Raw genomic sequence first — 13,955 nt, 5'->3', positions numbered from 1 at the left:
GTCGAGACCCCATGTCCGAACAGAGTCGTTATACCCTGCCAGTCAAAGCCGGTGACCACCGTCAACTCGGTCAACTGGTGGGAGCCGCCCAGGCGGTTGAGTGTGCCAGCATCACCGAACATCATCAGGGTCCGGTGCTGATGATTACCCCGGATATGCAATCTGCCCTGCGACTACAGGAAGAGATTCGCCAGTTCACCGATCTGCCGGTCAGTAACCTCGCCGACTGGGAAACGCTGCCCTACGACAGCTTCTCCCCGCATCAGGACATTATATCCTCCCGTTTGTCCACCTTGTATCAATTGCCGACCCTGACGCAGGGCATGCTGATCATGCCGGTGAACACGCTGATGCAGCGCGTTTGCCCGCACAGCTTTTTACACGGCCATGCGCTGGTGATGCGTAAAGGGCAACAGCTTTCGCGCGATGCCCTGCGCGACCAACTGGAACAAGCCGGTTATCGCCATGTCGACCAGGTGATGGAGCACGGGGAATATGCCACGCGTGGCGCGCTGCTCGACCTGTTCCCGATGGGCAGCGATCAGCCGTACCGCATTGACTTCTTTGATGATGAAATCGATAGCCTGCGCCTGTTTGATGTCGACAGCCAACGCACGCTGGAAGCGGTCGATGCCATCAATCTGCTGCCTGCCCATGAATTCCCGACCGATAAAGCCGCCATTGAACAGTTTCGCACCCGCTGGCGCGAAACCTTTGATGTGCGCCGCGAAGCGGAACACGTTTATCAGCAGGTGAGCAAAGGCACCCTGCCCGCCGGGATTGAATACTGGCAGCCGCTGTTTTTCGAGCAGGCGCTGCCGACGTTATTCAGCTACCTACCTGCCAACACTTTGATTGTTAACAGCGGCGACCTGGAAAGCAGCGCGCAGCGCTTCTGGCAAGACGTCAATGCGCGCTTTGAAAACCGCCGTATCGACCCGATGCGCCCACTGCTGGAGCCGGTGGCGTTGTGGCTGCGTCCGGATGCGTTATTCAGTGAGCTGAAAGCCTGGCCACGCGTCCAGTTAAGCAGCGAAACGCTGGCTGACAAGGCCGCCAATAGCAACCTCGGCTATCAACCGCTGCCGGAACTGACGGTGCAGGCTCAGGCCAAAGCGCCACTCGATCTGCTGCGTCAGTTCCTGGAACAGTTCAACGGTCCGGTGGTGTTCTCAGTCGAGAGCGAAGGCCGCCGCGAAAGCTTGCAGGAACTGCTGGCGCGCATCAAATTGCGTCCACAGCCCATCAGCCGCCTGGCGGATGCCAGCGCACAACCGCACAGCCTGATGATTGGTGCCAGCGAACGCGGTTTTATCGATAACGCACGCCAGCTGGCGTTTATCTGCGAAAGCGACCTGCTGGGCGAGCGTGTCAGCCGCCGTCGTCAGGACAACCGCCGCACCATTAATCCGGATGTGCTGATCCGCAACCTCGCCGAGTTGCATCCCGGTCAGCCGGTGGTGCATCTGGAACACGGCGTGGGACGTTATATTGGCCTGACCCGATTGGAAGCCGGGGGGATTGAAGCCGAATATCTGATGCTCTCCTACGCTGGCGACGCCAAACTGTATGTGCCGGTCTCGTCGTTGCATCTGATCAGCCGTTACGCCGGGGGCGCTGACGAAAACGCGCCGCTGCACAAGCTGGGAAGCGATGCCTGGTCCCGCGCCCGTCAGAAAGCGGCAGAAAAAGTGCGCGACGTGGCAGCAGAACTGCTGGATATCTATGCCCAGCGTGCCGCCAAAGCCGGTTTTGCCTTTAAGCACGACCGCGATCAATACCAATTGTTCTGTGAAGGCTTCCCGTTTGAAACCACGCCGGATCAGGCCCAGGCGATCAACGCCGTACTGAGCGATATGTGTCAGCCGCTGGCCATGGATCGTCTGGTGTGCGGTGACGTGGGCTTCGGTAAAACCGAGGTTGCGATGCGCGCCGCCTTCCTGGCGGTGGAGAACAGCAAACAGGTGGCGGTACTGGTGCCCACCACCCTGCTGGCTCAGCAGCACTACGATAATTTCCGCGATCGTTTTGCCAACTGGCCCATCCGCATTGAGATGCTGTCACGCTTCCGCAGTGCCAAAGAGCAAAACCAGGTGCTGGAGCAGGCGGCAGAGGGCAAAGTTGATATCCTGATCGGCACGCACAAGCTACTGATGAGTGACCTGAAGTGGCACGATCTCGGGCTGTTAATTGTCGATGAAGAACACCGCTTTGGTGTGCGTCACAAGGAGCGCATCAAGGCGATGCGCGCCGATGTCGATATTCTGACGCTGACCGCGACCCCGATCCCGCGTACCCTGAATATGGCGATGAGCGGCATGCGCGATCTGTCGATTATCGCTACGCCACCGGCACGCCGTCTGGCGGTGAAAACCTTTGTGCGCGAGTACGATAGCCTGGTGGTGCGTGAAGCGATTCTGCGTGAAGTGCTGCGCGGCGGCCAGGTTTACTATCTGTACAACGATGTGGAAAACATCGAAAAGGCGGCTCAACGGCTGGCGGAACTGGTGCCGGAAGCCCGCATCGCCATTGGTCACGGCCAGATGCGTGAGCGCGATCTGGAACGGGTAATGAACGATTTCCACCACCAGCGCTTCAACGTGCTGGTGTGTACCACCATCATCGAAACCGGTATCGACGTGCCAAGCGCCAATACCATCATCATCGAACGTGCCGACCATTTTGGCCTGGCGCAGCTGCATCAGTTGCGTGGTCGTGTCGGCCGTTCGCACCACCAGGCGTATGCCTGGTTGCTGACCCCACATCCGAAAGCCATGACCACCGACGCACAAAAGCGACTGGAAGCCATCGCCTCACTGGAGGATTTGGGTGCCGGTTTTGCGCTGGCGACCCACGATCTGGAGATTCGCGGGGCCGGTGAATTGCTGGGTGAAGATCAGAGCGGCCAGATGGAAACCATCGGGTTTACCTTGTATATGGAGCTGCTGGAAAGCGCGGTCGATGCACTGAAGGCCGGACGTGAACCCTCGCTGGAAGACCTCACCAGTAACCAGACGGACATTGAGCTGCGTATGCCAGCGCTGCTGCCGGATGATTTTATCCCTGATGTGAACACCCGTCTGTCATTGTACAAACGCATCGCCAGCGCCAGCGATGACGGCGAACTGGCTGAGCTGAAGGTGGAGATGATTGACCGCTTTGGCTCCCTGCCTGATGCAGCACGTAATCTGCTGGATATTGCAGCGTTGCGTTTAGTTGCGCGTCAGCTGGGTGTGCGCCGCATCGAGGCCAGTGAAAAAGGCGGTTTCTTTGAGTTCGCACCGCAGAATCACGTCGATCCTGGCTGGTTGATTGGTCTGCTGCAAAAAGACCCGCGCCAGTGGAAGCTGGATGGTCCGACACGCCTGAAATTCACCCGCGATTTAGCCGAGCGCAAAACGCGCATGGAGTGGGTGCAGAATTTCGTCAGTGACCTGATGAAAAATCGGGTGTAAGGCTTATTGCTGGTGCGCAGCAATGCGCATCAGCTTAAATTAAATTAATGGTTTTATCATTCCATTGAAAACACCATAAATTGATTGTCTTTATATATCATAAAATTAAACCAGACCCTTTTTAACCCCGCCCACGTAAAATATCAGTCCTGATACTGGATAAGCCCAGGGTTGCTGACTATCTTTCTCATCAGTCCATTTTATGCGCTGGTGTGTTTATGCTGTTTCGCAAGGAAGTCAGTGAACATTTGCAGTCACGTTACGCCGGACCGATTCTGCTTATCACCGGCTGGCCCGTATGGATAACGTTGTGCATCACCTTACTGTTTCTTGCCGCGCTGTTGCTTTTTCTGTGGCAGGGCAGCTACACACGCCGGGCCAATGTCAGTGGCGAAGTCATCACCTGGCCCCACACCATCAATCTGTTTGCACCTGAACAAGGGGTGATTTCCCGTTTATTAGTCTCCCCCGGCCAACAGGTCAATGCCGGTACGCCGCTGTATGCACTGGATATCAGCCGCGTGTCCTCTTCCGGCAACCTCAGCGCCACCACCCGTGCCCTGCTGAAAAAACAGCAGCAGCAGATGGGAGAAATGCAGCATCAGTTGGAACAAAATCGACGCGCCACCCTGACCAGCATTCAGCAGCAACTTGATCAGTTACGCAGCGCCCGCGAAAAAACCCAACAGATGGTGGATTCTGCCACTGAAGGGTTGAACGTGATGCGCAGCAGTATGAACGACTATAGCCGTTTCATGCGTAAGGGGTTGATCACCACCGACCAGCAAAACAATCAACGCTATCTTTTTTATCAACAGCTTAGTGTCTGGCATAGCCTGAACTCGCAGCGGGTACAACAGGATATGCAGATTGCAGAGCTGCTCAGCCAGCAGGTGACCCGTGCCGCCGATTTTGACGCCCAGCAGGCGCAGTACCACATCCGTCAGGCCGATATTGAGCGGCAGTTGGCGGAAGCTGATGCAGGCAGTGAGCGCCTGATTTCCGCCCCCTCAGCCGGACGTATCTCGTCATTAAGCGTCACTGCAGGTGAGATGGTTAGCGACGGCGATAGCCTGGCGCAATTGGTGCCGACCGGCGATAGCACCCCCAGCCTGGTGATCTGGCTACCGAACGACAGCGTCCCGTACGTCAAACCCGGTGACATGATTAATATCAGCTATGCCGCGTACCCGGCGGAGAAATATGGTCAGTTTCCGGGCAAGGTGCTGTCGATCTCCTCCGCGCCGGTTTCACCGCGTGAACTCAACAACTACGGCAGCGCGCCACGGTTAGCGGATGGGCAGATCGCCGGAGCCTGGTTTAAAGCCAATGTGGCGCTGAATCACCAGGGATTGCGCTGGCAGGGAAAAACGCTGCCATTAGCCAGTGGTATGCAGCTCCAGGCCACGGTGTTTCTTGAAAAGCGCCCACTGTGGCAGTGGATGCTCTCCCCTTACTATTTCCTGAAAAACAGCATCACGGGGCCAGTCAGTGACGAACGGTGAAATGAAAGAACTCTTCTCCCGCCTGCATATCCGCCTGCGACGTCGCATGCCGGTGCTGTTGCAAACTGAAGCGGCTGAATGTGGGCTGGTTAGTCTGGCGATGATCGCCAGTTGGTATCAGTTACCGGCAGATCTGAGACTGCTGCGCCAACAATCCGGCATCTCATCCCGGGGGGCGACCCTGCGTACCGTGATCGATACCGCCGCGATGGCCGGTCTGAAATCGCGCGCACTCCGGCTGGAGATGGATAATCTGCGAGCGCTGAAGTTGCCCTGTATCCTGCACTGGGATCTTAACCATTTTGTAGTGCTGGTGGCGGTTAAGCGTAACCGCGTCATTATTCATGATCCGGCTACAGGTCATCGTGTGCTGGGGATGCAGGAAGTTTCGCTGCATTTTACCGGCGTGGCGCTGGAATTATGGCCCTCGGGTGAAATACCGAAAAATTCCCCTGCCCGCCCACGCATACCTCTCTGGTCACTGACGGGACGCATTGCTGGCCTGGGAACTACACTCACCAAATTATTCTGTTACTCGGTGCTGATAGAATCCGTCAGTCTGCTGCTGCCCGTGGGGATGCAGATGGTGCTGGACCATGCCATCCCCGCCAGCGATGCCGGACTACTGACGTTGATTTGTCTCGGATTAGTGTTTTTTGTGCTGTTTCGCACCGGTGCCAGCATGCTCAGAGGCTGGACTTCTCTGGTCATGAGCACCCTGATTACGGTGCAAGGCAAAGCGCGGCTGTTTGATCATCTGCTCGCGTTGCCAACCGAATGGTTTGAAAAGCGCAAGCTTGGCGATATTCAGTCGCGCTTTACCTCGCTGGAGACGCTACAAACCACTCTGACCAGTAATGTGGTCAGCGGCATTATCGACAGCATTATGACCGTGGGCCTGATTATCATGATGCTGTTGTATGGCGGCAGTTTATTATGGGTGGTGCTGGCGTTTACCCTGTTGTGGATCCTGTTTCGGCTGGGTACCTACCAGGCATGGCGGCAAAGCTCAGAAGAACAAATTGTCAAAAATGCCCGTTCCGGTTCCCATTTTATGGAAACCCTGTATGGCATCCACACCATCAAAGCGCTGGGATTAGCGGCACTACGGGCGCAGCATTGGTTAAACCTGAATGTCGAAAGCGCCAATACCACCATCCGCAAGACCCGCTTTGAGATGCTGTTTTCAGGCGGTAATACCCTGATTGCCACGCTGCAACAAATTACCCTGTTGTGGCTGGGGGCGAATGCGGTGATTGCCGGGCATATGACGCTGGGAATGTTTGTCGCCTTCAGCACCTATCGTGGACTCTTTGCCGATCGCACTGCGGCCCTGCTGGATAATGTGCTCCAGCTCCGCATGCTGTCTGTGCATAAGGAACGCGTGGCCGATGTCGTCCTTGCGACACCTGAAACGACACCTGGCGCGCCTGTCTATCCGCTTCTGCACCACGAGGAGCCAGCGGCATTATCCGTCAGAAAATTGACCTTCCGGCACGACCCGTTCAGCCCCTTGCTGTTCAATGAGCTGGATTTGGATATTCATGCCAGAGAATGTGTGGCGATCACCGGCCCCTCCGGTAGAGGAAAAACCACCCTGCTGAAGATTATGGCCGGATTGCTGAAGCCGACTGGCGGAGAAGTGTATGTCAATGGCATCGACATTCGTGCCAGCGGGATCGCCAACTGGCAGGCCTGTATCGCCTGCGTACTTCAGGAAGACACGCTACTGGCCGGTTCCGTGGCGGAGAACATTTGCTCCTTTGATACCCAGCCAGATGATGCGTGGATACAGGAATGCGCCAGACTAAGCCAAATTCACGATGATATTCTGGCCATGCCGATGGGGTATCAAACGTTGATCAGTGAGTTAGGGGGAAGTCTCTCTGGCGGGCAAAAGCAGCGGCTGCTGATCGCCCGCGCACTGTATCGTCGACCCCAGGTGTTATTTCTGGATGAGGCAACCAGCCACCTTGATGTCGATAACGAGAGTCGAATCAATGCAGCCATCCGCGGGCTGAACATCACCCGTATCCTGATCGCCCACCGCCCTTCAACTATCGCCTCGGCAGACCGGGTGATCGATATGGCGGAGTGGTCATAACCTATTTAGGACAGAACTGAGTTTATTACGGAATTATTCTTTTCCGTATTGATGGTTATATAAAATAATCCGGAAAAATACCGGAGACTTATTTTCGCCATTAAAAATAACTTTCCTTTTTAGGGCCAATTATTTTTCAAAAATATTCTTTTCATTCATCCAATGCCGTCTATCCTGAATATGGGCTTTCAAAAAACAAGGCCCGATTCAAATATCGTTATCATCCAGTCAACCATTTTTTGATAATCTGGAGTCCAACTATGAATGAATCAATGCGTGAACTCTCTGAGCAGGAAATTTCACAGGTTAGCGGCGGCGCGGTATCACTTCCCGGTGTCGCGGATGTGAGCGGAGTCGTGGGTAACCTCACCTCAACTGTCACGGGTTTACTCGGTTCGGTGCTATCGACCGTCGGTGGCGTGGTGAGTGGCCTGGGCTCAGCATTGAGTGGGTTAACCAATAACTCAGGTATTTGATGGTTGTAGTTTTCATATATCTGTAGCGCCTCAGGGATGAGGCGATAATTAGCCATGAAAAATGACTTTAATTTGTAGCAGCGCGATTTATCACGCTATTTTTTTATAAAAATCCGCGCGATATATGCCAGAAATGATTAGGGGGCGGTCCCTGAGGATCGCCCCCTGCTGTGATGTGTCTTTGCCCAATCAGGCCTGATTTGAATTCAGGATCAACTGACCATTACGGTCAAGCGGAATGCGGGTGCCAGGGTCTTTTTCCATACGGATTTTGCCCTGCTGGTCGCCTATTTTATAGGTCACGTCATAACCCAGCATTTTTTCCTGTTTGTCATACACCGTTTTGCAACGTTGTTCCGAAGTGGTGTAGGTATCACGTTCCTGCATACCTGCCTGCACCTGATTACCGGCGTAGCCACCCGCCAGTGCACCTGCGACTGTCGCCACATCCCTGCCGCGTCCGCCACCGAACTGGTGACCCAGCACACCGCCAGCCACCGCACCCAATACGGAACCGGTCAAACGATTCTCATCCTGCACCGGACGGCGATGGGTTGATGTCACATTGCGACACTCCTGTCGCGGTTGCTTGATACTCTCTTTAATCGGTGTTGCGGAGAGAACCTGAGCGTATTGCGGGCCACGGTCAAAGACATCCATGCTGGCAACTGCAGCAACCCCTAATGCGGCCGCTACGCCAATACCGATACCCGCTAACATTGATTTGTTCACAGGAATGTCCTCCTGAAGTTGTTACCGCGCAATCCTGAAACTCACAGCATCCTGTGTAGCCGGGACATAACCGGCGTGCGCGACGCGCCGTGTCTGTGAGATAAGTTTTACAGATGGCCCGATTTTGCAACATCAGATTAATGGAGGAAACGCAGCGCCGGGCCGTCAGGGCCAGCTTTTCGGAGAGTTCTTAGTTCAGAAAAACGCCAGACGGCGCTGCGGGCCGGTCTGAACGTTTTCAATCAGTTAGCAGATTCGGGCGGCTGAAACCGCCCGGAATGGCTTAGTGCAGCTTGAGGCGAGGACGCAGCACGCGGTTCAGGCTACCGACCAACATCATCAGGCCCGTTTTGAAGTAACCGTGCAGGGCGATCTGGTGCATACGATACAGAGAAATGTAGACGAAACGGGCGATACGCCCTTCGACCATCATCGAGCCACGCATCAGGTTGCCCATCAGGCTGCCGACGGTACTGAAGCGCGACAGCGACACCAGCGAGCCGTGATCTTTATAGACATAGGCTTTCAGCGGCTTGCCCTTCATCTGCGCCAGGATATTCTCCAGCGCGCGCGAGGCCATCTGATGAGCCGACTGCGCACGCGGCGGCACAAAACCACCAGATGGCAGCGCACAGGAGGCGCAGTCGCCGATGGCATAGATGTCATCATCCAGGGTGGTCTGCAACGTGTCCTTCACCACCAGTTGGTTGATGCGGTTGGTTTCCAGCCCGCCGATCTCTTTCATGAAATCAGGTGCCTTGATACCGGCCGCCCACACCATCAGGTCGGCTTCGATAAACTCGCCACCTTTGGTGTTCAGGCCGTTGGCTGCGGCGCTGGTGACCATAGTTTGCGTCAGCACGCGCACGCCGAGTTTGGTCAACTCCTGATGCGCCGCGGCAGAAATACGTGGCGGCAACGCAGGCAAAATACGCTCGCCGGCTTCCACCAGCGTGACATTCAGCGCGGAGCTATCCAGACCTTTGTAGCCGTAGCTGTGCAACTGTTTCACCGCATTGTGCAGTTCGGCTGACAGCTCAACGCCGGTCGCACCGGCGCCGACAATGGCGATGTTCACTTTATCCAGGCGGCCTTCGCTGGCCGAGAATTTCAGGAACAGGTTGAGCATTTCGTTATGGAAACGACGCGCCTGATGCGGGTTGTCGAGGAAAATGCAGTGATCTTTCACACCCGGAGTGCCGAAATCATTCGAGGTACTGCCCAGCGCCATCACCAGCGTGTCATAGGCCAACTCACGCTGCGGCACCAACACTTCACCTTCCGCATCGAGAATCTCTGCCAGCTCGATGGTTTTGTTTTCACGGTTGATCTGCGTCAGGGACCCCAACTGGAACTGAAAACCGTGATTACGTGCGTGGGCCAGATAGCTCAGCGCATCAATACCTTCATCCAGTGAACCGGTAGCGACTTCATGCAGCAGCGGTTTCCACAGATGGCTGTGGTTACGATCAACCAGAATCACCTCAGCTTTCTTTTTCCGGCCCAGCTTGTGTCCGAGCTGGGTGGCCAGCTCTAAGCCGCCGGCACCACCGCCGACAATCACAATTTTTTTCATAGATGTAGTCAACAAAGACCCCCTCAAAGTTGTAAACCAAAAGTTAATTAATGGTTAATAAAAACCTTAATAAACATAGGGTTGGCGAAATTAAATCGCGAGCTGAGGGCAGAATATCATGGCGGGATCGGGATATCACAACAAAATTGATGTACATCAATCTTTCAGCGGCATTATCAGAATGTTACACAAACATTGCGCCGCATCACACGGCGCAGGCAGGATTAAACCAAGGTTTTGAAGGCTTTGATGCGTTGAAGATGCGGCGCGATGTTCCTGAATTTATGGCTGGCTTCTTCGTCCCAGACAATTTCATAGAAGTGATGCAGCTGTGCGGCACTGCGTTGATTATCCAGCGCTTCATCATGGCGTGATAAAATGGCGAGGCAGTGATCGCGGTTCTTCTCGCGAAAATTGTTGACGCATTTGGTGGCGATATCGGCGTACTCTTCCGGGCGATCGATCTTGCCCTCCATATTCTCTTCCGGGAACAGGTTAGGATTAAAGATCACCTGGCGAATGCCACACAGAAAGCCGATACGTTCGGCCCAATACCCCCCCAAGCCGACACCACAAATCAGCGGCCGATCATCGGCAGCCTGATGCAGCAGCTTGTCACACTCTTTCAGCAAAAACTGCATATCGTGTTTTGGGTGGCGGGTGCTGTAACTGATCAGCCTGACGTCCGGGTCAATGAACTGCAATTGCAGCACCTTTTCATGGTTGCCCGGACTGTTGGAATCGAAACCGTGCAAATAGATGATCATGATTATCCTCAGCGTGGTGAACGTTCCGGGCAGCGGCCGTTATCTGCCCGACGCTTTATGTGCCAGCCAGCGGTGTTGCAGCTCACTGAGCTGGCGCTGATTCTGCTGCCAGCGCGTGCTCGCCTGTAGCGTATCGCGCGTGAATCGTCCCTGATGGTATAACTGCGCCACCCGCGTCGCCCCGATCGGGATCAAATTATCCAGCACGCTGATCGCCCCCTGACGATGGTTACATACCAGAATCATGTCACATCCGGCGTTCAGCGACTGTTGCGCGCGTTCAGCGTAGCTACCCATGACGGCGGCGCCTTCCATCGACAAATCATCGGAGAAAATCACCCCGTCGAAGCCCAGCTCCTCACGCAACACGGTTTTCAACCAGTAAGGCGAACCGCTGGCAGGTAACGGGTCCACCTCAGTATAGATAACGTGGGCGGGCATCACCGCATCTAACGCACGCTCGTCAATCAGTTGCTGGAAGATCGCCATATCATGCTGACGCAGGGTGGCGGCATCACGCGGATCGCGAGGCGTCTCTTTATGCGAATCGGCGCTCACCGCACCGTGTCCGGGAAAATGTTTGCCGGTGGTTTTCATACCCGCTTCATGCATGCCCGCGATAAAGCGACGCGCCACTTGTAAAGCGATGTGCGGATCGGCATGGAACGAACGATCGCCAATCGCCGCGCTGATATGACCAATATCCAGCACCGGAGCAAAGCTGATGTCGATATCCAGCGCAATCATCTCCGCCGCCATTTGCCAGCCTGCCTGCTGCGCCACGTCTCCCGCGGTCGGCAGATCATGCAACGCCGCGAACGACTGCATCGCCGGTAACGTGGTGAATCCCTCACGGAAACGTTGTACCCGTCCACCTTCCTGATCCACCGCGACCACCAGGCGGCTATGCGATGCCGCACGAATCTGCCGCACCAGTTCAGCCAGCTGCGCCGGGTCATGATAGTTGCGGGCAAACAGAATCAGGCCACCTACCAACGGATGTTGCAATATTTCCCGCTCCTCGGCGTCAAGCTCATAGCTTTCGACGTCGAGCATCAGTGGTCCGGGGGTATTCATCGTCATCATATCAATCCTGTAAAATCAAAGGTCTTGCCAGCTGGCACGCGCCAGTTGCTCCAGCGTGTCATCCTGGCTCTGCTCGGCGCGGAGTTGGTACCAACTGGCCATCAACACCTGTAGCCACGGCTGCCATTGCTGAATTTGCCGCTGCAATACGGCGGGAATCAGCTGCGTCGCCTCGGCATAAGTCGCGATCCATTCCTGTTGCTGTGCTGGATTGACCGCGCAAATTGCCGCGAGTTCCAGCGCGACGTCCCCGTCGGCCGCATACTCCCAGTCAATCAGACGCAGTCCCGCATCGGTCATGATCAGGTTCCCGGCGTGAACATCCATATGGATGGGAGCCAGACGTAATGGACGTGGCTCACCCACTTTCGCCAACCGCTGCAATCGCCGCTGCCAGCGCCAGTGTTTCTGCTGACAAAGCTGCCAGTAACGCTGCAACAGCGGCGTAAGGGAGAGCCGATAGCCGGTCAGCGGCTGTTGATGCAGACGTTGCAGTAACGCCACCACCGCCTCACGCTGTTGGCTGAACTCGGCCTCTGACAACACCTCTCCCGCTATCCACGGCAACAGCAGCCAGGGCTCGCGCCAGCCCAGGGGGCGAGGTGCCAGTTGGGAGGCCTGGAGTTTGTTCAGCAGACGATATTCACGCTGACGGTCGACAAAGGGAATCGGTGAGCCAGGTGCGCGCCGCGCCAGCAATGAACCCTGCCCACTATCGATGCGTACACTCTGTCCACTCAGTCCTGGCAACGTGAAAAAATGACCGCCAGCTTGCGCCGTCGGCCATTGTTGTTCAATCAGATAATTCAGCTGAATATCAGGGCTGTGCAACACCGTTTCCTGACCAGATGATTTCGCCGGTCTGCACCAACATCAGCTGCATTTGTAACGTCGGGGATTTCACATCACCCGCGGCGTTGCTGTACAACACATATTGCGCGTTCACGTTACGTGCCAGGCCAATCGCCTTGCTGCGCGAGTTGAGGCTGTCGTCCGCCGATAAACCCAGCGCCTGTTTCGCTTGCGCCAGTTGCTCCGGCGTTACCAGGGTAAACTTGCCGTTGTTCGCCAGCGCATTCTGGATAGCATCGGTGGCTTTGTCGCTCTGCAACGCGCCATTGGTGCTGTTCTTGATGCGATCCACCATCAGCACGCTGCCCGGATTGACCCCGGCTGATTGCACCATGTTGGCCACCAGCGGTTGTACGCTGGCGCTCCAGTTGATGGTCTTCAACTTGGGCGGCTGTGGCACCGTTTCCGGCGGCTGTTGCGGCTGGGTTGGCGGCGGAACAGGTTGAGTCGGTGTCGTCGGTTGGGTCGGTTCTACCGGAGCCGGTGTTTGCTGTTTAATCACACAGCCGGTCAGCATCAGCGCAAATAACAGCGCGCCGGAACGTTGTAAACTGCGAATCACGGATTACTCCTCAGAGATAAAGATAGAGACGCACCTTGCTGGCGGTCAGATTGCCGATTTGCGATGCGGCTTCCACGCTGCCATGCGCAGGAACCGTTAGCGTTTGCGCCGGTTCGCGCGGCGTGATTTCCAGTCCCTTATCGTCGTACCAATAATAACGATAGTGCACAGTGACCGGCGTTTCGCGTTGATTGTAAAGCACGCTGGCAGCGCGCAGTTGCCCATCATTGCCCGCCAGCTTCGGCTCATCGGTGATGATACCGGCTGACAGCACTGACGATTCCATCACCAGCGATTGCGAAGTATTGATCATCGGCTTATCACTGCTGCAACCCGCCAGGGTCAGCAATAACAGGCCGCTCAGCCATTGACGCATAGCAAGTCCTGCCTGAGGTTTAGTCAACCAACATCGGTCCAAGCGGTTTGCCGCCGACCAGATGCATATGAATGTGGTAAACCTCCTGGCCGCCATGACGGTTGCAGTTCATGATCAGACGATAGCCATCTTCGGCGATCCCTTCATCACGGGCGATTTTCGCTGCGACGGTAATCATGCGCCCCAATGCCTGCTCGTGTGCGGCCTGCACATCATTCGCGGTGGGAATCAGCACGTTAGGGATGATCAGAATATGCGTAGGTGCTTTGGGTGCGATATCACGGAAGGCGGTAACCAGTTCGTCCTGATAAACCACGTCAGCGGGGATTTCGCGACGGATGATTTTACTGAAAATGGTTTCTTCAGCCATGGTGCATTTCCTTAAACCTGGAGTTTAGTCAGGCAGTATGCGGGAGGAATTCTGGTTCTTTCAACCTCGGGACCACTTTTCTTACATTAAATGG

Annotated in this window: 12 protein-coding genes; 4 read left to right on the top strand and 8 right to left on the bottom strand. The window is 55.5% G+C overall.

Annotated features, from left to right (window positions below):
• Positions 1-11 precede the first annotated feature (11 nt).
• From mfd to L579_RS18050, 4 genes are all read left to right on the top strand, one after another.
• Entirely contained in the window at positions 12-3,455 is a 3,444-nt protein-coding gene (gene mfd / locus L579_RS18065) for a transcription-repair coupling factor (protein WP_021185625.1), read from the top strand.
• Between the two features lie 218 nt (positions 3,456-3,673).
• A complete protein-coding gene (locus L579_RS18060) occupies positions 3,674-4,960 on the top strand; it encodes an HlyD family secretion protein (RefSeq protein ID WP_021185624.1) in 1,287 nt (428 codons plus the stop codon).
• Positions 4,947-7,064 carry a peptidase domain-containing ABC transporter gene (locus L579_RS18055; RefSeq protein WP_255341965.1) on the top strand — a complete coding sequence of 706 codons (2,118 nt, stop codon included), beginning with the start codon at positions 4,947-4,949 and terminating at the stop codon, positions 7,062-7,064. The genes L579_RS18060 and L579_RS18055 overlap by 14 nt, the downstream gene beginning before the upstream one ends.
• A gap of 260 nt (positions 7,065-7,324) precedes the next feature.
• Positions 7,325-7,540, top strand: a complete 216-nt coding sequence (locus tag L579_RS18050; RefSeq protein ID WP_021185622.1) for a hypothetical protein — start codon at positions 7,325-7,327, stop codon at positions 7,538-7,540.
• A gap of 189 nt (positions 7,541-7,729) precedes the next feature.
• Here L579_RS18050 and L579_RS18045 read toward each other — a convergent pair whose 3' ends face one another.
• From L579_RS18045 to hinT, 8 genes are all read right to left on the bottom strand, one after another.
• Complete coding sequence (locus L579_RS18045) at positions 7,730-8,272, bottom strand: glycine zipper 2TM domain-containing protein (RefSeq protein ID WP_021185621.1); 543 nt, start codon at positions 8,270-8,272, stop codon at positions 7,730-7,732.
• 283 nt (positions 8,273-8,555) lie between these two features.
• Complete coding sequence (locus tag L579_RS18040; protein ID WP_152521908.1) at positions 8,556-9,860, bottom strand: NAD(P)/FAD-dependent oxidoreductase; 1,305 nt, start codon at positions 9,858-9,860, stop codon at positions 8,556-8,558.
• Between the two features lie 212 nt (positions 9,861-10,072).
• Complete coding sequence (ycfP, locus tag L579_RS18035) at positions 10,073-10,615, bottom strand: alpha/beta hydrolase YcfP (RefSeq protein WP_021185619.1); 543 nt, start codon at positions 10,613-10,615, stop codon at positions 10,073-10,075.
• Between the two features lie 39 nt (positions 10,616-10,654).
• The gene (nagZ, locus tag L579_RS18030; protein ID WP_036627380.1) at positions 10,655-11,698 is read right to left on the bottom strand and encodes a beta-N-acetylhexosaminidase; all 1,044 of its coding nucleotides are present in this window, start codon (positions 11,696-11,698) and stop codon (positions 10,655-10,657) included.
• Between the two features lie 18 nt (positions 11,699-11,716).
• A complete protein-coding gene (gene thiK / locus L579_RS18025; RefSeq protein ID WP_021185617.1) occupies positions 11,717-12,532 on the bottom strand; it encodes a thiamine kinase in 816 nt (271 codons plus the stop codon).
• The gene (gene lpoB, locus L579_RS18020; protein WP_021185616.1) at positions 12,519-13,115 is read right to left on the bottom strand and encodes a penicillin-binding protein activator LpoB; all 597 of its coding nucleotides are present in this window, start codon (positions 13,113-13,115) and stop codon (positions 12,519-12,521) included. Before lpoB ends, thiK begins: the two co-directional genes overlap by 14 nt.
• 10 nt (positions 13,116-13,125) lie before the next feature.
• Positions 13,126-13,491 (bottom strand): YcfL family protein, encoded by a 366-nt coding sequence (locus tag L579_RS18015; RefSeq protein ID WP_021185615.1) that lies wholly within the window; start codon positions 13,489-13,491, stop codon positions 13,126-13,128.
• Between the two features lie 19 nt (positions 13,492-13,510).
• Complete coding sequence (gene hinT, locus L579_RS18010) at positions 13,511-13,861, bottom strand: purine nucleoside phosphoramidase (protein WP_013508671.1); 351 nt, start codon at positions 13,859-13,861, stop codon at positions 13,511-13,513.
• Between the last annotated feature and the right edge of the window lie 94 nt (positions 13,862-13,955).

This window comes from Pantoea sp. AS-PWVM4 (assembly GCF_000468095.1).
Classification (GTDB): domain Bacteria; phylum Pseudomonadota; class Gammaproteobacteria; order Enterobacterales; family Enterobacteriaceae; genus Pantoea; species Pantoea phytobeneficialis.
This window is presented reverse-complemented; position numbering and strand designations above follow the sequence as displayed.